The 18,584-nt window shown below is 42.0% G+C and carries 20 protein-coding genes; 13 read left to right on the top strand and 7 right to left on the bottom strand.

The window, feature by feature from the left end; translation table 11 throughout:
• Window positions 1-11: 11 nt before the first annotated feature.
• Entirely contained in the window at window positions 12-296 is a 285-nt protein-coding gene (locus MZHIL_RS09685; protein WP_013899199.1) for a PRC-barrel domain-containing protein, read from the bottom strand.
• Between the two features lie 36 nt (window positions 297-332).
• Window positions 333-2,555 (bottom strand): CDC48 family AAA ATPase, encoded by a 2,223-nt coding sequence (locus MZHIL_RS09680; RefSeq protein WP_013899198.1) that lies wholly within the window; start codon window positions 2,553-2,555, stop codon window positions 333-335.
• Window positions 2,556-2,772: 217 nt separating this feature from the next.
• Between MZHIL_RS09680 and larC the strand changes: the two genes are divergently transcribed.
• The 7 genes from larC (at window position 2,773) to MZHIL_RS09645 (ending at window position 8,632) form a co-directional block, all read left to right on the top strand.
• The gene (gene larC, locus MZHIL_RS09675) at window positions 2,773-3,966 is read left to right on the top strand and encodes a nickel pincer cofactor biosynthesis protein LarC (RefSeq protein ID WP_013899197.1); all 1,194 of its coding nucleotides are present in this window, start codon (window positions 2,773-2,775) and stop codon (window positions 3,964-3,966) included.
• A 94-nt stretch (window positions 3,967-4,060) separates the two neighbouring features.
• Complete coding sequence (locus MZHIL_RS09670) at window positions 4,061-5,062, top strand: phosphate uptake regulator PhoU (RefSeq protein WP_157209668.1); 1,002 nt, start codon at window positions 4,061-4,063, stop codon at window positions 5,060-5,062.
• 163 nt (window positions 5,063-5,225) lie between these two features.
• Window positions 5,226-5,861: an Era-like GTP-binding protein gene (locus tag MZHIL_RS09665; protein WP_013899194.1), complete on the top strand. Its 636-nt coding sequence runs from the start codon at window positions 5,226-5,228 to the stop codon at window positions 5,859-5,861.
• Window positions 5,862-5,866: 5 nt separating this feature from the next.
• Window positions 5,867-6,232: a DUF2073 domain-containing protein gene (locus MZHIL_RS09660; RefSeq protein ID WP_048815718.1), complete on the top strand. Its 366-nt coding sequence runs from the start codon at window positions 5,867-5,869 to the stop codon at window positions 6,230-6,232.
• Window positions 6,233-6,244: 12 nt separating this feature from the next.
• Window positions 6,245-6,766: a hypothetical protein gene (locus MZHIL_RS09655; RefSeq protein WP_013899192.1), complete on the top strand. Its 522-nt coding sequence runs from the start codon at window positions 6,245-6,247 to the stop codon at window positions 6,764-6,766.
• Between the two features lie 107 nt (window positions 6,767-6,873).
• Window positions 6,874-7,482: a 6-phospho-3-hexuloisomerase gene (gene hxlB, locus MZHIL_RS09650; protein WP_013899191.1), complete on the top strand. Its 609-nt coding sequence runs from the start codon at window positions 6,874-6,876 to the stop codon at window positions 7,480-7,482.
• 28 nt (window positions 7,483-7,510) lie between these two features.
• A complete protein-coding gene (locus MZHIL_RS09645) occupies window positions 7,511-8,632 on the top strand; it encodes a pyridoxal phosphate-dependent aminotransferase (RefSeq protein ID WP_048815717.1) in 1,122 nt (373 codons plus the stop codon).
• Here the strand turns inward: MZHIL_RS09645 and MZHIL_RS09640 are convergent.
• Window positions 8,607-9,608, bottom strand: coding sequence for an NOG1 family protein (locus tag MZHIL_RS09640; protein ID WP_013899189.1), 1,002 nt, complete (start codon window positions 9,606-9,608; stop codon window positions 8,607-8,609). The two genes, MZHIL_RS09645 and MZHIL_RS09640, sit on opposite strands and share 26 nt — an antisense overlap.
• 145 nt (window positions 9,609-9,753) lie before the next feature.
• Between MZHIL_RS09640 and MZHIL_RS09635 the strand changes: the two genes are divergently transcribed.
• Window positions 9,754-10,629, top strand: a complete 876-nt coding sequence (locus MZHIL_RS09635; protein ID WP_013899188.1) for a CBS domain-containing protein — start codon at window positions 9,754-9,756, stop codon at window positions 10,627-10,629.
• A 57-nt stretch (window positions 10,630-10,686) separates the two neighbouring features.
• Here MZHIL_RS09635 and hisE read toward each other — a convergent pair whose 3' ends face one another.
• The 4 genes from hisE to MZHIL_RS09615 form a co-directional block, all read right to left on the bottom strand.
• On the bottom strand, window positions 10,687-10,986 hold the full coding sequence (gene hisE, locus MZHIL_RS09630; protein ID WP_013899187.1) for a phosphoribosyl-ATP diphosphatase: 300 nt from the start codon (window positions 10,984-10,986) through the stop codon (window positions 10,687-10,689).
• 204 nt (window positions 10,987-11,190) lie between these two features.
• Window positions 11,191-12,477 (bottom strand): 3-isopropylmalate dehydratase large subunit, encoded by a 1,287-nt coding sequence (locus MZHIL_RS09625; protein WP_013899186.1) that lies wholly within the window; start codon window positions 12,475-12,477, stop codon window positions 11,191-11,193.
• Between the two features lie 105 nt (window positions 12,478-12,582).
• A complete protein-coding gene (locus MZHIL_RS09620; RefSeq protein ID WP_013899185.1) occupies window positions 12,583-13,350 on the bottom strand; it encodes a YkgJ family cysteine cluster protein in 768 nt (255 codons plus the stop codon).
• Between the two features lie 20 nt (window positions 13,351-13,370).
• Entirely contained in the window at window positions 13,371-14,840 is a 1,470-nt protein-coding gene (locus tag MZHIL_RS09615) for a DHH family phosphoesterase (RefSeq protein WP_013899184.1), read from the bottom strand.
• A 158-nt stretch (window positions 14,841-14,998) separates the two neighbouring features.
• On the opposite strand from MZHIL_RS09615, the gene MZHIL_RS09610 reads away from it, so the two are divergent.
• From MZHIL_RS09610 to MZHIL_RS09590, 5 genes are read left to right on the top strand one after another with little or no spacing between them, the layout of a single operon-like run.
• Window positions 14,999-16,477 carry a bifunctional ADP-dependent NAD(P)H-hydrate dehydratase/NAD(P)H-hydrate epimerase gene (locus MZHIL_RS09610; protein WP_013899183.1) on the top strand — a complete coding sequence of 493 codons (1,479 nt, stop codon included), beginning with the start codon at window positions 14,999-15,001 and terminating at the stop codon, window positions 16,475-16,477.
• Entirely contained in the window at window positions 16,478-16,660 is a 183-nt protein-coding gene (locus tag MZHIL_RS09605; protein WP_013899182.1) for a hypothetical protein, read from the top strand.
• A 17-nt stretch (window positions 16,661-16,677) separates the two neighbouring features.
• Window positions 16,678-17,169 carry a cyclic pyranopterin monophosphate synthase MoaC gene (gene moaC, locus MZHIL_RS09600; protein WP_013899181.1) on the top strand — a complete coding sequence of 164 codons (492 nt, stop codon included), beginning with the start codon at window positions 16,678-16,680 and terminating at the stop codon, window positions 17,167-17,169.
• A 31-nt stretch (window positions 17,170-17,200) separates the two neighbouring features.
• Complete coding sequence (locus tag MZHIL_RS09595) at window positions 17,201-18,046, top strand: ribose-phosphate diphosphokinase (protein ID WP_013899180.1); 846 nt, start codon at window positions 17,201-17,203, stop codon at window positions 18,044-18,046.
• A 40-nt stretch (window positions 18,047-18,086) separates the two neighbouring features.
• Complete coding sequence (locus tag MZHIL_RS09590; RefSeq protein WP_013899179.1) at window positions 18,087-18,566, top strand: hypothetical protein; 480 nt, start codon at window positions 18,087-18,089, stop codon at window positions 18,564-18,566.
• Window positions 18,567-18,584 lie beyond the last annotated feature (18 nt).

Raw genomic sequence — 18,584 nt, 5'->3', positions numbered from 1 at the left:
GGTGTACTGGCTCAGATATCTGCTGTTTCCTTCTGGGGGCCTTTGGTACCTTTTGCAATAGCCTTGTCGATTACTATATAATCCTTGATGGCGCGAACTGATTCAAAGGGCAGTATAATGTATTCTCCTTCCTGCCTGTACTTTGATGTGTCAAGTGCCATATCAGGTTTGACAATAAGACTTATCAGATTGCTTGTTTTTATATCCATCACAATATTGAATAGGATTCCTACTTCACTTCCATCAGTTGCCATCACCTGTTTGTTGGACAGGTTTTTTGCAAAAACTTTTGACATTTATGATCTCCCTCAAATTCCTTAATTGTGAATTATTTATCTATATCCTATATATGAAGTTGGCTCCTCAGGTACTGCTCCACCCTTGAATTGATTTTCTATCTTTTGATAGTATTCAATCAGGCTCTCTGAAATAGTTGGTCTCACCTTTTTAAGAGCTTCTCTGAAGTATTTCATGCTTATTTTTCTGGTTCCAAAATCTTCCCTGAGTGCAAGCATAACCGCCTCTCTGCACACTGATTCTATATCTGCACCAACATATCCTTCTGTCATATCGGCAAGTTCCTCCAGATTCACATCATCTTCCAGTGGAATATTCTTGGCGTGTATCTTGAAAATATTGATTCTGCCGCTCCTATTGGGTGCTCCTACAAGTACCATTCTGTCAAATCTTCCTGCGCGCAGCAATGCAGGGTCCATAATATCGGGCCTGTTGGTTGCAGCTATAACAACTATCTCCTTTAGCGTCTCAAGTCCATCAAGTTCTGTAAGTAGTTGATTTACCACCCTTTCTGCAACTTTTCCGCCTTCTGTTGTTGCACCTCTGACAGCTGCAATGGAATCTATCTCATCAAAGAAGATGATGCAGGGAGATACCTGTCTTGCCTTTTTGAACATTTCACGTATAGCTTTCTCTGATTCACCCACCCATTTGGACAGCATCTGTGGACCCTTTATGCTGATGAAGTTGGCATTTGATTCATTTGCAACGGCCTGGGCTATCAGTGTCTTACCTGTACCCGGTGGTCCAAACAGCAGTATTCCTTTGGGTGGTTTGATTCCCATCTCCACGAATTTTTCAGGTTTTTTGAGCGGCCATTCAACGGTTTCTACAATTTCCTGCTTAACACTATCAAGTCCTCCCACATCGGTCCAGCTGACAGTGGGGACTTCTACAAATACTTCCCTGAGTGCTGAAGGTCCGATTTCCTTCAGGGCGTTCTCAAAATCCAGGGCTGAGACATTAATCTTTTCCAGCGTCTCAGGCGGTATTTCTTCATCCAGATCAAGATCCGGAAGACATCTTCTCAATGACTTCATAGCAGATTCCTGAACAAGCGCCAGCATATCTGCTCCTACAAAACCCTGGGTGTTTCCTGCAAGTTCATCAAGGTCTACATCTTCATCAAGGGGCATTCCTCTGGTGTGTATCTGCAGTATCTCAAGCCTTCCTGAAAGATCAGGAACTCCTATTTCAATCTCTCTGTCAAATCTTCCAGGGCGGCGAAGGGCCGGATCAATGGCATCCAGTCTGTTAGTTGCACCTATGACAATAACCTGTCCCCTTTCCTCCATGCCGTCAAGCATTGTAAGAAGCTGGGCAACCACACGTCGCTCTACCTCTCCTGTCACATTTTCACGTTTTGGGGCAATAGAGTCAATCTCATCTATGAAAATGATCGATGGGGCATCTGCCGTTGCATCTTCAAATATATTGCGGATACGCTCTTCACTCTCTCCATAATATTTTCCCATGATCTCCGGGCCTGCTATATACAGGAAATTTGCACCTGCTTCGCCTGCAACAGCCTTGGCTATAAGTGTTTTACCAGTACCTGGTGGTCCATATAATATAACTCCCTTCGGGGGGTCTATGTTAAGTCTCTGGAACAGTTCCGGGTGCTTCATGGGAAGTTCGATCATTTCCCTGACTCTCTGGATTTCATCTCCAAGTCCGCCTATATCCTCATAGGTGATCCCGCGTGCAGTATCATAACCTCTGACTGGCTTCTGGCGAAGTTCCACCTCGGTGGTTTCTGTAATGATAACTACCATATCCATAGGATCGGTCTCTACAGCAATCAGGGGCACTGCCTGCCCACCTGCCATAGGTCCTGTCATTGGCTGTGTCATTGAACTTATGATCGGTACAACATCTCCCATGACCAGGGGCCGTTTCTGCAAATTGTGCTTGATAACCTCACTGGTATTTTCTCCAAATTCAATAACCACTCCCTCTGGAGGTGCAAGGACCACTTTTTCAGCAGGTACAACATTGGCCTTTTTTATGGTGACCTTCTCACCAATACTGACTCCTGCGTTCTGTCTGATAAAACCGTCAATCCGGGCGAGTCCCTGTCCCCAGTCCTGCCTGTCAGCTCTCCATACCTTTGCAGCTGTTCTCTTCTTTCCTTTTATCTCTACAATATCCCCTGGTGAAAGCTGAAGGTTTAGCAAGGTATTGGGATCTAGGCGAATAATACCTCTCCCAAAGTCACTGGGATGTGCTTTCTCAATTTTTAGCTGTACTTCATCCATCGAAGTCATCCTGATCTTTGATAATTTATGCTGTAACTGTGAATTTATATAGTTATAATCTGGTATTTCAGTATATTATAATTACTGGAATTCTTATCCTGTTACTTAATCTTTTTTATAGTCTCAATACTTACTGAACTGTTTTTATGGTCATTGTTTTCTGTTTTCATAGTCTATAAATATATGGTTGATTATCAGGTAAACAAGTGATTTTTTTATGAAAGCCCTCATATTCGATCCATTCTCCGGAGCCTCAGGTGATATGATAGTTGCTTCCCTGATTGATATTGGTGCAGATGCCAGCAGAACGCGTGAAATAATGGAGTCTGTAGCGGATGTATCAGTCAGTATTGGCCGTGTCAACAGACGTGGTATTGATTCTGTACATGTGGATGTGATATCTGAAAAGGAATCGCCGGTACTCTACCCTGAGATGGTCGATCGCATAAAATCTGCATGTATGGAACCTGAGGTTGAAACAAGTGTACTGTCTATATTTTCTCTGCTTGCAGAAGCCGAATCAAAGGTCCACAATGTACCTCTGGATGAGCTACATTTTCATGAGGTGGGCCAGAATGACGCGATAGCTGATGTCACAGGAGCTGCTTTTGCGATAAACGAGCTTGGATGTGACCTCATATATTGTACCCCGATCACCACCGGGAGCGGATATGTGAATACAGCTCATGGAAAATTACCAGTACCTGCACCTGCAACACTGAACATACTGCAGAATAAAGGGATGATATTCAGGGGTGGAAATGTTGAAGGAGAATACCTGACCCCTACCGGTGCTGGCATCATATCTTACTTTGCAACACCTGTAAATTCATATCCTCAGTCAATTCCTCTAAAAACCGGCTACGGGGCAGGAGATATGGATCCTATCCATCCCAATGTATTGCGAAGTGTTCTGGTAGATATTGAAGCAGCCCTTATACAGGATCATGTTGAATTGCTTGAAACAAATGTAGATGATGTTACTGGTGAGGTGCTTGGCAATCTTGTGGATGAACTGATGGGAATGGGTGCAAGGGATGTCACCATTACGCCAGCCATAATGAAGAAGGGAAGGCCCGGGCATGTGATACATGTCATTGCACGCAGCAGAGATACTTACAGGCTGGCGCACCGCATCATCTGTGAGACCGGATCTCTTGGAGTGCGGGTCATACCAACACGCCATCGTCTGATCGCGGATCGTAGAATGGAATCTGTGAGGATTTCACTGAATATGAACGAATTTGACATCAAAGTAAAAATAGCCAGTGACAGAAATGGCTCACTTCTCAACATCGGTGCAGAATTTGAGGATTGCCGCAGAGTTTCATTGGATTCAGGGATCCCGGTTAAGGATGTTATAAGGATTGCCGAGGAAGCTGCATGGAATAAATTCGGTAATAGATCATGATTGTTCGATCGTTAGATATATTATGTATTAATTCATTGCCAATATATATTCATATCCAATTCTATATATTAATATGATTGACACCCAACGAGGTATGGCCATAGAAACACGAAAAGTTCAGCAGACAGGTGGTTCGACCTATGTCATTTCCCTTCCCAAACAATGGGCAAACAAGGCAGGAATCCGGACCGGAACCTGTGTGTACCTGCACCCCCAGTCAGATGGAACGCTTGTGATCGATCCTACCAACGAATCCCCAAAGCTCAAGGAAAAAAAGATCGATGTAACTGGTATTATGGGTGATTCACTTACCAGGGATATTATCGCAGCATACCTTACAGGATATGATATAATAAACCTGAGTTCAAAAAGGATCCTTGCAGAACAGAAAAAAACTATTCGGCAGGTATGTTATAAACTCATGGGGCCTGAGATCATTGAAGAGACTGCAAAAAATGTAATTATACAGGACCTTTTGAATCCCCAGGAGATCTCTATTAAAAAAGGCGTTCGCAGAATGTTCCTCATATCCAGCAGCATGCACAAGGATGCAGTTCGGGCCCTCAAGAACAGTGATGTGGATCTTGCTCTGGATGTGATCCAGAGGGATGACGAGGTTGATCGTTTATTCCTGTTGATCTCAAAGCAGTTCAGATCGGTTCTAAGGGGTGGAAGACTTCCTGGTGCATCTGAGACTTCAATTGATGAGTACCACGATTACAGAATGGCGGCCAGTCCACTTGAACGTATCGCAGATCATGCACAGAGGATAGCAAAGATTGCCACTGAAATGAACTATTCCATACCTGAAGATACCCTGAATATTATAGAGGATGCCAGTGAAACATCCAGAAAGATAGTAGAGGATGCTGTAAATGCACTATTTAATGCAGATGTTAAACTGGCAAACGATGTCATTGACCGTGTTGAAAAAAGAAGGCCTCAAATATCACATCTAAATGAACTGCTTCTAAAGCTTGAATCTCCTCTGTCTGTCATTGCACTTAGAACGGTTGCAGATAGTATTGACCGCACCGGTGACTATGGCTCCAATATTGCTGAGATAGCGATCAATTCAGCCATGGGTTTGTCATGATCAGATTCCCTGATGTTTTTGCTGGATCTACCCAGTGTGATCAGAATCTGGCTGTATGCAATATATGTGAGTATGATACTATTCATAAAGTTATTATAAAACATGTTGAATTAATGGACTAAAGTTAGTTGAAAAATCTCCAACTCCATGATGGAGGGAATAAATGAGCGTATTTAAAAGATTAAAAGAGAATTTTTCCGGGATGTTTAAAAAGTTATTCAATAAAAAGAACGCTCGTATTGGTATCTATGGTCCGCCCAATGCTGGAAAGACCACCCTTGCCAACAGGATAGTAAGAGACTGGACAGGGGATGCCATGGGATCTGTTTCTTCGATGGCCCATGAGACCAGACGTGCAAGAAGGCGGGAAGGAGTTACAATACGATCCAACAGTCATTCGATTTCGCTGGATATTATTGATACTCCAGGTCTGGCTACAAAGATTGATTTTCATGAGTTCATGAAACAGGGTCTTGGTGAAGCAGAATCCAAACGGCGGGCAAAAGAAGCTACAGAAGGGGTTATTGAAGCTGTTAAATGGCTGGAAAACCTGGATGGTGTCATTCTGGTAATGGATGCCACTGAGGATCCCTTTACTCAGGTAAACGTTACAGTTATTGGAAATATGGAAGCCAGAAATCTTCCTCTGCTGATTGCAGCAAACAAGATCGATCTTCCCGAGGCATCACCCACAACCATAAGGAATGCTTTTCCACAGCATCCAATGGTTGCAATATCTGCACTGGAAGGAAAGAATATAGACACCCTCTATGAGGAGATTGCAAAAAGGTTTGGGTGATTGGTATGCAGGGCATTCAAATGGATCTTATATCTGAAAGTAAACTCTCTGAGATGACTCCCATTGAGAAGGTCAGGTTTATTATAGATGAAGTGAAGAAAGGTAAAATACTGGTACTTGAAAAGGGTTTAAGTCCTGCAGAAGAAGCAACTCTTATAGAGATGACAATGACGCTTATACAGCCTGATGATTTTTCAGGTATAGAGATGGAAAGTTATCCGGCTGAGAATAATAGTTCATTTCTTGGAAAACTGTTCAAGAAAAAACACGTTCGCACAAGGATGACTGTAATAGGGCCTGCAAATCAGCTAAAGACTCTCAAAAAAGATCGGAACATGATCAGTGCCCTTGTATCTTCGAAAAATCAGTGAAGTGAAGAATATATGGAAGATAGCACTGGTGAAGAGATTATCGCTTCCTCACAATCTCTCTCATCTCTTGAGATGGGCAGGGATGATGTTAACGTAGTCTGTACCTATGGTAAGATTTCTATCTGGTTTGGACGCCAGGTTCCGGATATAGTTATTGGAAAGTTGCTTATAGGTATATCCAATGTGGACCCTTCTGCAGTACATGAATATGAGATCATATGTGATTTTGAAAAGATTACCGAATATGAAAGCTGTGGATTTGTTCTGGTATCCTATGCAAAGGTGGAAAACGGATACAGGGCTACTTTCAATATCCCATTTTCCAGCAAAAAGGCTCTCTTTTATCTGGCTGAATCAATATCCGAAAAACTTAAGACTAAAAATGTGATTGTTGACCTCTACTGGAACGGAGATGACTCTGATATCGTTCGTTTATATGATGTACTGAAGAATATAGATGACTGGAAAATAAAACAGATTAACTATAAGGATGAGACCCGAGACAATAGATCTCATCATGATATTCAATTTTGATCTAGGACAGGGGGAACGTATCCTGACAGTAATATTTCTGGTTAATGGAATAAAGGAACATCTCCTCGAAGATTATTGCTAGATATATAATTGCGAGTGTGACAAATATGGATCATCCAAAGGATACAGAGTGTAAAAATTTTATATTATCAATAAAACTGATGGCAAAGCATCTGGACAGCATGGCTGAAAACTTTGATCTGGATAGTGTCAGAGAAATGCTGAATAACATATTTGCAGCAGAGAGTATTTTTGTAATGGGTGCCGGGCGTTCAGGCCTTGTAGGCCGGGCATTTGCAATGAGGCTTATGCATCTTGGCTTTAATGTATATGTTGTTGGTGAGACTACCACCCCTGCAGTTAAAAAGGATGACGTTGTCATTGGGATATCAGGCTCAGGTGAGACACGCTCAATAGTCGATCTTGGAAGGATTGCAGCAGAGATTGGCTCCACATTGATTTCTGTTACCTCCAATAAAGAGTCAACACTTGGAGAGATGGCAGATACAGCAGTGGTAATTCCTGGAAGAATCAAGGATAATGGCGGAGGATATCTGGAACGTCATATGCGTGGTGATTACAGAAACCTCACACCACTTGGTACATCCTTTGAGATATCTTCAATGGTTTTTTTGGATGCTGTAATTGCAGAACTTATTGCAATTATGGGCGTTTCGGAAGCTGATCTGAAATTACGACACACAACACTGGAGTAACAGAAACCTTACCAGGGGATAGATGGATATGGCAGGTAAAAGATTTGCTCGAAGGGTGAAGGATATTGATATATCAGGAATCAGAAAAATGTTTGAATCGGCTGGTCCAGGTGCTATAAATCTTGGTCTTGGACAGCCAGATTTTGATACGCCTTCTCATATAAAGGAAGCTGCGATCTGTGCAATCAGAGAAGGTTTTACGGGTTATACACCCGGTCCAGGAATACTTGAATTGAGAACTGCCCTATGTGAAAAATTTAAAAATGAAAATGGTCTTGAGTTTTCTCCTTCTGAAATCATTGTAACATCCGGTGCATCAGAAGCTCTGGAAATAGCACTGGCATGCCTTGTTGAGCCTGGAGATGAAGTTTTAATTCCGGATCCTGGTTTTGTTTCTTATAAAACACTTACGACAATAATGGGTGCAAAGGCAGTACCTGTTCCCCTTGAGGAAGACCTGACTCTTAGTCCACAGAAACTGACTGAGTATATAGGTCCCGCAACCAGGGCCTTTATAGTGAACTCTCCTGCAAATCCCACCGGTGCAGTGCAGAGTCCTGAAGATATGAAAGCCTTTTCCCAGATCGCTGATGATCACAATATCACCATGATATGTGATGAAGTGTATGAGCATTTTATCTATGAAGGAAGGCATGTAAGTCCTGCACTATACTCTGATAATGTTATAACAGTAAATGCTGTATCCAAGACCTATGCAATGACAGGATGGAGGCTTGGATATGTTGCTGCAAGAGATGAATATATACAGCAGATGCTCAAGATACACCAGTATGTTCAGGCATGTGCAAACTCAATCGCCCAGAAAGCAGCAGTTGCGGCTGTCGGCGGTTCGCTGGAACCTGTGATTACAATGCGGGAGGAGTTCAGGAAAAGACGCAATGTGCTGGTAGAGGGCCTGAACTCAATTGGTCTTGATTGTGCACTCCCAGGAGGCGCCTTTTACGCTTTCCCTTATGCAGGAGATGATTATCCTGATATTGTATCAGAACTTATTTCCAGTGGTGTAATTGTAGTTCCAGGATCTGCTTTTGGAAGCAATGGCAGTGGTCATATCAGAATATCCTATGCCGCCAGCATGGATGACATAAAGCAGGCACTGGATATTATGGAGAAGACGATTCGGTGCTGACCGGATGATCTCTATTTTTCTCTTCCTGCTTTTCTATCATACTGATGAGTTCCTGTAGAACTCCATCAATACCCTGCCCTGTTATGCTTGAAATTTCCATGTCTGCAAAATCAATTTCTTTGTGTTCAATATCAGTCTTGTTTGATGCAACCAGCACGGGCAGATCAAACTCTGTTCTGATCTCATCAAGCAGTTTTTTCTGCTGGTCTACCGGATAACCACATGTTTCACTGGCATCCACTATATACAGTACCACTGCATCAAGATATTCCAGAGCTGTTATTGCCTGCAGTTCTATGCTGTTTCTCTCGGACATGGGCCTGTCCAGCAGGCCTGGGGTATCTATGATCTGATATCGCTTACTGTTACTTATCAGGTGTCCGATGGATACTCCTTTGGTTGTAAAGGGATATGATGCAATCTCAGGCCTAGCATCGGTCACGTATGCAACAAAGCTGGATTTGCCTACATTCGGATATCCAGCCACAATTATTGTTGGCTCATCGTATATATCAGGCAGCTTGCGTAAAATATTTCGTGCCCTGTTCAGGAATACCAGATCACTGTCAACAGACTTTGTAATGGATGCTATTCTTCCAAAAGCCTCTTTTTTTACAGTGACAGCATCCCTGCTTGTACGCATCTTCCCAATATAGTATCTGGAGATCTCATGTATCTTTTTGCTTGCCCAGTCTACCGATGAAAGGGATTTTCTGATCTCATCCACTCCTACAAGGATATCTGCCAGTTCATAATATAGTCTGGGGATTTCATCAAAGCTGGGAAATCTGCGGACTATGTTTGCCATGTTATCTGATAATATGTTGGAGGCTGTAATGATCGAAGATTCATGGGCTTTGAGTATATCTTCTTTATTGCGGGTTACTTTTCCTGCTCTTGCTCTGGATGCTCTTCTAAATGCCTTGTCAAGCAGCTCATCTGAGGTCGGAACAGTGTATATTTTTTCGAATATCATTTTATGATTCCACTTACCTATGCCAATCGTCTGATTATATATATTTGTATTCTTTGAAGTTCATGTGGGTTATGATCATTATTTGATCATATCTACAATATATATATATAGCAGTCAATGTATATAGTGAAAAAATGGTGATTGTATGGAACTAACTCCCATCCAGAAAGATATTATTATCGCATTAATCAATTTACAGCGGCAGAAAAATCGTGCAATAAAAGGAGAAGAGATTGCGGATCTGATAAACAGAAATCCCGGTACTGTCCGCAACCAGATGCAATCATTGAAAGTCCTGGGACTTGTTGAAGGTGTTCCCGGCCCCAAAGGAGGGTACAAGATTACCAGTGCCGCGTATGAGGCCCTGAATGTGACTTCAGTTGAGAATGAGGTAATTGTACCTATATACAGAAACGGAATTCTGATTCAGGGCTCAACTGCAGCTGAAATAAGTTTTACTACAGTCAGACATCCTGAATTATGTAATGGAATGATAAAAGTTCTTGGAAATATAAGGGATTTTGTTGAGGGAGACATAGTTCAGATTGGTCCAACCCCTGTAAACCGTCTTATTGTTAGAGGAGAGGTTGTAGGAAGGGATGATACGAAGAACGCATTACTTTTCTCAATTACAGAAATGGTATCTCTTCCAAAGAGACCGGTAAAAAATTACATAAAAGAAGATCCTGTATTTGTCAATGTGAATGCTACTATACAGGAAGCTGCACGCATTTTTGTCAAAAATAACATCCATGGGGCTCCAGTTGAAGATAAGGGCAAAGTTGTAGGGGTTGTGACCTTTACAGATATCGGTAACGCTCTTGCAAGTGGTAAAATTTCCCTTAAGGTTAGGGATATAATGACAAAGGACCTGATCACAATTGATGGGGATACTCCCCTGTACCAGTCCGTAAAGATGTTCAATGAACACAATGTGGGAAGACTTATTGTCACAATTGATGGGGTTCCAAAAGGGATACTCTCAAAAGCCGATGTACTTCATGAACTTGCAGTATACTGATAATTTATTCATGGGAAAGGAAAATCCAAATTGATCTATTTAGTGTCTGCTTCTAAATTACTTTTTGCGGGAGCTGAGCTCTTCTGTGATCTCCTTTAGCTCGATATCATAGGCTGCAAGCATAACCATTAGGTGGAATATAAGATCACATGATTCATATATTATATCTTCTCTTATCCCGTTTTTTGCAGCAATGATGGTTTCCACAGTCTCCTCGCCAAGCTTTTCAAGGATCTTATCAGTTCCTTTACCGTGATTTAATAATGAGCACACATATGAATGTTGAACAGGTTCTCTTTTTCTGCTCATGATGATCTCATATATCTCATCAAGGACTTCAATGTTACTTGCAGACATTTAATTCACCACTTAAAGAACAGCACCTATCAATATTTAATAGTGCCTGTTGTCCCGGACAGAAGATCAAGTGACGTTGGCTTTCTGGATTATAATCCAATGACGGGAAATTTAAGCAAGGCCAACGTCATCTATTTTTAGATTGCTGGACTTTTTATATATCTTCTGGTTTTGTGCAGGCAATGGTTTTGCACAAAATATATTTCATACCTTGCGGGGATCCGTAATCTCACCAGTAAGAGCAGATGCAGCTGCAGTTGCAGGAGAGCTCAGGTATACAAAGGACTCAGGGCTTCCTTCCCTGCCTCTGAAATTACGGTTGGATGTTGCAAGACCCACTTCACCATCTCCCAGCAATCCAAAAGAAGCTCCCATACAGGGTCCACAGCATGCCGATTCCACAATTGCACCGGCTTCTATGAGCTGTTCGATATATCCTGCCTTCAGTGCTTTTAGATATTCTGTTCTGGAAGCCGGGATTACAAGCAATCGCACATCCTTTGCAACTGGCTCGTCCCCGATTATTTTGGCAGCAATTTCTATATCCTCAAATCTTCCATTGGTACACGAACCGATAAATATCTGGTCAAGCTTTGTACCTTCTACTTCTGATACAGGCTTTACATTATCTACATTATGGGGGCATGCAATTTGTGGTTCAAGATCCGATACATCATAATGTCTGACCTGTGAATACTTTGCATCAGTATCAGATATCCAGTGGGGGTCAAGCTGATACCCGGATATCCTTTCCTTAAGATAATTCTCAGTTACCTCATCCGGCTCGATGATTCCGGTCTTTGCTCCCATCTCGATTGCCATGTTGCACATGGTCATCCTCTCTGACATGGACAGATTCCTCACAGCTGATCCTGCGTATTCTGATGCCATGTAGGTAGCTCCCTCGATCCCTATATCTCCGATAAGATGCAGAATGATATCCTTGGAATAGACATGGTCCGGCAGATTTCCTTCCACCTCAAAACGTATGGTTTCAGGGACCTTGAACCAGAGTTTACCAGATGCAAACACAGCTGCCATATCAGTAGAGCCTATACCTGTAGAAAAGGCACCAAGTGCCCCGTAGGAACAGGTATGGGAATCGGAGCCAACAACAAGATCCCCAGGTTGTACATGACCCTTCTCAGGCATTACCTGATGACAAATTCCTTCATAAACATCGTAGTTTAGAATATTCTGCTCTTTTGCAAATTTCCTGAGCATTATATGGTTTGATGCTGCATAGAGAGAATCGGCTGGAACCTGATGATCAAAGATGATCACGATCTTTGAAGGATCCCATACTTTTTTGTCTTCCTTATCCTTCATAATCTCATAGAACCCTTTCAATGCCAGGGGACCGGTTATATCATGTGTCATTGCCCTGTCTATATTGGCAAAGACAAAATCTCCTGCTTTTACATCCTTACCTGCTGCCTTTGAGAAAATCTTCTCAGAAATTGTCATAGAATTACTGGTATTTGTGGACATGATAATCAGTGAGTTACATAGTTAATGTTATAAATAAAATAATCGATAGTCTATCTTAAATATTGATATTCTCTGCTGTCATGTATAAGTTTCCAGGAACCCATATCACATTGACCGAATAAATTTCAGATCCCCACATTTCGATATCAGTAAACCTTTGCGGATGCCTCTGGAATCATGTACAATACATACATTTTCTCCTTTATTTAGTCTGCCCAGATAAATATCGTATCCTTTACTGGAAGATGAAAAGTATTCATATTTTTCATATGTTAATATGAAATCTTTAAGTTCGCTGATATAGCGCTGTATCAACTTTCTGGCAATATCCATACATTCCTTCCATTCAATATCCATTCCAAGACCCGGGCATTCACAGATCTCCAGGTCCATGTTCTCCATATGGAAAGGATATGTACTGCACAGGCTCGGCCTTGAATTGTATATCCTGCATTTATTGGATGGACCTGCATCACTGATGAATTTGCAGTTGCCATTGTCTCCGCGAAGAAGCATCCAGCCGGTGGGATGGAGATTTCCCTCAGTATCAATAAAGGATTGAAGTTCCTGCTGGTTATCTGAATTTGAGAGTATATCGTCAATACATGGCAGTGCAATGTCTTCCAGATCCATGTCATAGGTCTCTGAGATCAGGTCAATTTCGGCAGGTGTTATGAATACTCTGTTGTCTCCATCTTTACTTCTGCAGCAGCTTCCGCATCTCAAACACCTGAATCCTGCTTTTTGGATCTGCAATGCAATATTTTCAATATTGATATCTTCCAGGCATGCCAGCTCTTCTCTCCATTTGCAAATCATAAACGTCCTGAGCTTCTCGATGCCTTTACGATCTGATTCATTCTGTTTTGTCATTTATATCCAGGTAGAACGGTTCATTCTTCCGATTCTTCCACGCCTACAACTTTCAGGAATTTTTTGACCACAGACTCATTTACAAGGCGAAGCAGTGTTTGTCTATCCTTTGCAGCACTAAACACTCCCAATGGAATCTGAGCTGCAGCTGCAGTGGCATGACCGCCTGCATATTCATCTCCAAAAGCTTCTTTCATCACTTCCCCAAGATTGATCCTTATGTCATTGGTTCTACCGGATATGAATATCCTGTCTTCAGATACCCCAAATGCAATGGTTGTGGCTATACCTTCCAGGTTCAGAAGATAATCTGCAGCCTGGGGCAATGCGTCACGATCTCTTACATTTCCCACATTTGAGAGCAGGTAACTTCCTATTACCTGTCTGCTGTTAATTGCCTCTCCCAGTATGTCAAGTGTTTCTATTGACATTGAAGGTCTCTCCAGCTGGTCCAGAAGTTCATGATCTGACAGGGGATACAGAAACGATGCTGCAGACAGATCCGATGCATCAGTGTTTCTTTTAAAATCGTGAGTATCGGTCCTGATACCATATAGCAGGGCGGTTGCAAGTTCCCTTTCTATATTAATATTAAGTTCCTGGAGGTATTTTGTCAAAATAGTGGAAGTTGAACCCACATTTGGTCTCAGATCGGCGTATTCTGCTTCAATCTCTATTTCACCGGTTGGATGGTGGTCTATTACAACCCCAATCGGTGTTTCAGGAGGCAACTGATTATTGGAGCCTGGTAAGGTACAGTCCACCAGGGCAACCTTATCGAATCTGGAAATGTCATGTTCATCCATTTTTTCAAGTTCGATGGCAAGCAGATTTACAAACGCCTTGTTTTCCTGATGTCCGATTTCTCCATGGTACAGAATGGTTGCATCCACGTCAAAATTTGTTGCGATTTCCTTAAGTGCTACTGCACTTGCAATTGCATCTGGATCAGGATTATCATGAACCACAATTGCAAGTTTCTTACCTGAAATCTCCTTTAACCATTTTGATAATCGATTTCCTCTTTTTAGAGATTCTGCTCTCTCCAGTGACCGTGCAAGCGCGGTGGCGACAATCTTTGAGGGCATGAATACATAATCTGCACCCAGAGTCTCCATTTCCTGCTTGTTGATTACATCTGATGCCCTTGAGACACAGTATACATCAGGAGATATTACCTTTTTTATATTCTGCAATGCAATTTTATTTATCTCATTATCAGATGTGAGAATTAGTATGGCTGTAAGGTTTTTTAGGTTAATTGAACTTAGCACATCCGGATCATTTGCATCTCCAACAATCGCTTCGTATGCTTCCTCTCTTAACGTCTCTACCTTCTGTTTTTCCTTATCTATGAGGACAAGGTCTTTGTTAAGTTCCCTTAGTTCTTTTGCTAGTGTAAACCCAATGCTGCCACTACCAATTATCAGATAGGTTGGCTTAACCCTGGCTTTTGCAGGAGGGTCGGAATTTTTTGAAACAGCGGAAATAAAAATTACCTCCTTTTCTCACATAGAAACTCTTTCTGATATTAAGCACTTTTCGGTTAGATAGAGCAATATATCCTTTTGTTCATATTAGTATAGGCTGATATATGTAAATAACACTAACTGGTAAATAGGATTAGACAGATTTAAAGGTGAGATATATGAAATCGATCACTTCCAGTCAGATGCAGGCAATTGATATCAACTGTGAATGTCTTGGACTCAGCCGGATGCAGCTGATGGAAAATGCTGGTGCATCCATTGCTCAGGCAGTCAGAAGTAGTATTTCCAGTGGCAGGGTTGTTCTTGTTGCCGGAAGGGGTAACAATGGTGGTGATGCATTTGTAGCTGCCCGCCATCTATCATCATATGAGGATATCCATACTCAGGTTATTCTTATTGGAAGACGGTCAATGATAAAAACGGAGGAAGCACTGAAAAATTTTGATCTGCTGAAATACAGTGGTATAGAGGCAATGCAAATAACCGATTCTTCCAGTCTGGAGAACTGCGAATCATTAAGATCTGCAGATATTATAGTTGATGCTATTTTTGGTACCGGTGTAAAGGGGAGTATAAGGGAACCCGAATCCACTGCAATAGATATTATAAACAGCACAGGTTCCTCTGTAATCTCGGTGGATATTCCTTCAGGCTTTGATCCGGATGGGAATTCGTTTGAAAAATCGATCATGGCTGATAAAACACTTACATTCCATCGTTTGAAAAAGGGGCTTGCCAGAGAAGATGTTGAGCGGTATACAGGAGCTATCGAAGTTATAGATATTGGTGTATGCAGGGATGCAGAAGTGTATGTTGGGTCTGGAAATCTTACCATGCTGAACCGCCGCCAGGTTGATTCTCATAAAGGTCAGTCAGGTAGAATACTGGTTGTTGGTGGTGGAGAATATTTTGGAGCACCTGCCCTGACTGCAATGGCATCACTGAGGACAGGTGCTGATATTGTAACACTTGCACTCCCCAGGGGAGTGGATGATATTGTATCCGCCTATTCCCCAAATCTGATAGTGCGTTCTCTTTCAGATGACCGACTGTGCGTTGAGGATGTACCGGTGATATTAAAGATGATACAGTCTCATGATGTACTTGTGATAGGTAATGGGCTTGGCAGAAGTGATGAGATCGGGGAAGCCATATCCATGATATTGCCTTACTGCAGAAAGGTTGTTGTTGATGCCGATGGTTTTGCTGGCCTGAAAAATATCCCTGTGAATGACTGTGATATGATATTAACTCCGCATGCAGGAGAATTTTCCCGTTTAATAGGTAAAAAACCTCCTTCAGATCCTCTCCATAGACTCGAATCGGTTTTAGAGTATTCCAGGAAAAACCGCGTAGTAACATTGCTTAAAGGAAAGGTCGATATCATCTCAGATGGTGAAGATGTTTTGCTGAACAGAACTGGCAATGAAGGAATGACTGTGGGAGGTACAGGAGATGTCCTTGCAGGAATTGTCGGAACACTGTTTGCTGTCAATCCTGCAATGGAGGCTGCATCATGTGGGGCGTTCATAAATGGAGTAGCAGGAGATCTAGCTTTTGAAGAACATTCATACGGACTTCTGGCAACAGATATTATCGACAGAATCACTGAAGTGACAAGAAAGGAGATGTCTTGAATGGATAAAGAATATAGAAAAATAAATGTGGACATTGAACGTAACAGAGTCAGAATTGTTATAACTCATGGAGAAGATGAGGAGATTCTCAAGCTCACCATTGACCAGGCAGACCAACTGAGTCAGGATTTGAGGGGTGTGTTAGAGGATTATCATCAACGTAAAAATGTTAGAATCGACTAAAGTCTAAATGTGATCTGATGACAGATAATTTCACTCATATTGTGGATGGCAGGGTCCACATGGTTGATATCAGCGATAAAAATACTGTTACAAGACAGGCTACGGCAACAGGCGTGATTGTCCTTTCCCGCCAGACAATTGATCGGATAAGAAAGGGCCTTGTTGAGAAAGGGAATGTATTTTCTACAGCCAGAATTGCTGCTATTCTGGCAGTGAAAAGGACTCCCGAGATCATTCCTATGTGTCATCAGATCCCTATAAGTTCCGTTGATGTTGATCTTACTATAGAAGGTGAAACTGTTCGATCTACAGTTGAGGTCAGGTCCAATGCAAGGACTGGCGTTGAAATGGAAGCGTTAAATGGGGTATCTACCGCACTTCTTACGGTATGGGATATGGTCAAATCGGCTGAAAAGGATAGTAGTGGAAATTACCCTGACACTGTAATCAATGATATCAGGGTCGTAAGAAAGACTAAAGGTAATTATGAGATACGATCTCAGGAATAATTAACTATATTGAATTAATGAGGGATATAATTTGCAGATTATTGGAGGACCCGCATCACAGATGCTAGCTGCCAGAGTTGCCAGGGAACTGAATACTGAACCACTTCTGTGCGATTTCCACCGTTTTCCTGATGGTGAACTTTATACCCGTATACTGGATGAGATTACTGAAGATGTGACTATAGTGCAGAGCACTGTTACAGATTCCGATCTGATAGCACTTCTCCAGCTCATTGATGCCTGTGAAGGCTCACCATCCATCAATGTTGTGATTCCCTATATGGGATATGCACGCCAGGACCGTAAGTTCATGGAAGGTGAACCTGTAAGTGCCCGCGCGATTGCCCGTACGGTTAGTGCAGATAGGGTATATACTGTCAATATCCATGAACAGAATGTTCTGGATTATTTCAGATGCGATGCTTTTGACATTGATGCATCGTATCTGCTTGGAGATTACCTTGCATCCCTTGGATTACAGAGCCCTCTGATAGTTGCACCTGACAGGGGTGCTGTAGATATTGCAAAAAAAGCATCTGACTCTTCGGGCATTGATTTTGATTATCTCGAAAAAACCAGGCTTAGCGGAGAACGGGTTTCGATCAAGACCAAGCAGATGGATGTAGGTGGCAGGGATGTTGTGCTAATTGATGATATGATCGCTACCGGTGGTACAATGGCAGAATCCATAAGGATACTGCGTGAACAGAATGCCCATGATGTATATCTTATATGTGTTCATCCGGTACTTGCACGAAATGCAGTGCTGAGACTGTTTAATGCAGGCGTAAGTGATCTTCTGGCAACAGATACTATCGAAAGATCCCAGAGCTGTATCAGTGTTGCATCTCTGATCGCATCTGAACTGGAGATGTAGGCGAAAACTATATTTGAAACCAGGTAAAGAATGACAGAATATGCCACTACCTGATGTATGCCCTCTGGATAACCGGTCTGATTGCAAGAAGAAGGAATGTCATTTATTCCTTGTTGATTGGAGATCCGGTGATGAAAACTGTGCGATAGGTTACAGAAGCACTCATAGACTGAGTTCTTCTAGACAATCAGGAATTATTGATTCTTATGCAGAAAAGACCCGTGTAAAGTTTAACCGAGATATTGAAGACTTTTCATCCCAAATTAATCAGGAAAATACTGACCGCGAGGTTAATAGTTCATCTGCTGATCCCCAGCCCAGGGAATCAGAGGTTTATGAAAGGATCATTAATCAGGATAAGGATACAACTGTCATAGAATCTCATCGATCATCCGGGGATCCTGAAGGAATCAGTGATGTATCTGCCAGAGATAATACAGGCTCCAGAAAAAAAAAGAGCATTGACGAAGCAATGAAACTTGACCTCCCAGAGGATTATGAAGATAAATTCTGGAAATAAATGCTGGATCTTTGAACG

The sequence above is a fragment of the Methanosalsum zhilinae DSM 4017 genome, assembly GCF_000217995.1.
Lineage (GTDB): Archaea > Halobacteriota > Methanosarcinia > Methanosarcinales > Methanosarcinaceae > Methanosalsum > Methanosalsum zhilinae.
Note: the sequence above shows the minus strand (reverse complement) of the source record. Positions and strands in the feature narration are given on the sequence as shown.

Bases quoted from the DNA above. Each gene is read 5' to 3' on its own strand.
- MZHIL_RS09660 (WP_048815718.1), top strand. From the start codon at position 5,867: ATGCAGGGCATTCAAATGGATCTTATATCTGAAAGTAAACTCTCTGAG.
- MZHIL_RS09620 (WP_013899185.1), bottom strand. From the start codon at position 13,350: ATGACAAAACAGAATGAATCAGATCGTAAAGGCATCGAGAAGCTCAGG.
- hisE (WP_013899187.1), bottom strand. From the start codon at position 10,986: ATGTCTGCAAGTAACATTGAAGTCCTTGATGAGATATATGAGATCATC.
- MZHIL_RS09590 (WP_013899179.1), top strand. From the start codon at position 18,087: ATGCCACTACCTGATGTATGCCCTCTGGATAACCGGTCTGATTGCAAG.
- hxlB (WP_013899191.1), top strand. From the start codon at position 6,874: ATGGATCATCCAAAGGATACAGAGTGTAAAAATTTTATATTATCAATA.
- MZHIL_RS09640 (WP_013899189.1), bottom strand. From the start codon at position 9,608: ATGATATTCGAAAAAATATACACTGTTCCGACCTCAGATGAGCTGCTT.
- MZHIL_RS09645 (WP_048815717.1), top strand. From the start codon at position 7,511: ATGGCAGGTAAAAGATTTGCTCGAAGGGTGAAGGATATTGATATATCA.
- MZHIL_RS09665 (WP_013899194.1), top strand. From the start codon at position 5,226: ATGAGCGTATTTAAAAGATTAAAAGAGAATTTTTCCGGGATGTTTAAA.
- MZHIL_RS09610 (WP_013899183.1), top strand. From the start codon at position 14,999: ATGAAATCGATCACTTCCAGTCAGATGCAGGCAATTGATATCAACTGT.
- MZHIL_RS09635 (WP_013899188.1), top strand. From the start codon at position 9,754: ATGGAACTAACTCCCATCCAGAAAGATATTATTATCGCATTAATCAAT.
- larC (WP_013899197.1), top strand. From the start codon at position 2,773: ATGAAAGCCCTCATATTCGATCCATTCTCCGGAGCCTCAGGTGATATG.
- MZHIL_RS09605 (WP_013899182.1), top strand. From the start codon at position 16,478: ATGGATAAAGAATATAGAAAAATAAATGTGGACATTGAACGTAACAGA.
- MZHIL_RS09685 (WP_013899199.1), bottom strand. From the start codon at position 296: ATGTCAAAAGTTTTTGCAAAAAACCTGTCCAACAAACAGGTGATGGCA.
- MZHIL_RS09655 (WP_013899192.1), top strand. From the start codon at position 6,245: ATGGAAGATAGCACTGGTGAAGAGATTATCGCTTCCTCACAATCTCTC.
- MZHIL_RS09670 (WP_157209668.1), top strand. From the start codon at position 4,061: ATGGCCATAGAAACACGAAAAGTTCAGCAGACAGGTGGTTCGACCTAT.
- MZHIL_RS09680 (WP_013899198.1), bottom strand. From the start codon at position 2,555: ATGGATGAAGTACAGCTAAAAATTGAGAAAGCACATCCCAGTGACTTT.
- MZHIL_RS09625 (WP_013899186.1), bottom strand. From the start codon at position 12,477: ATGTCCACAAATACCAGTAATTCTATGACAATTTCTGAGAAGATTTTC.
- moaC (WP_013899181.1), top strand. From the start codon at position 16,678: ATGACAGATAATTTCACTCATATTGTGGATGGCAGGGTCCACATGGTT.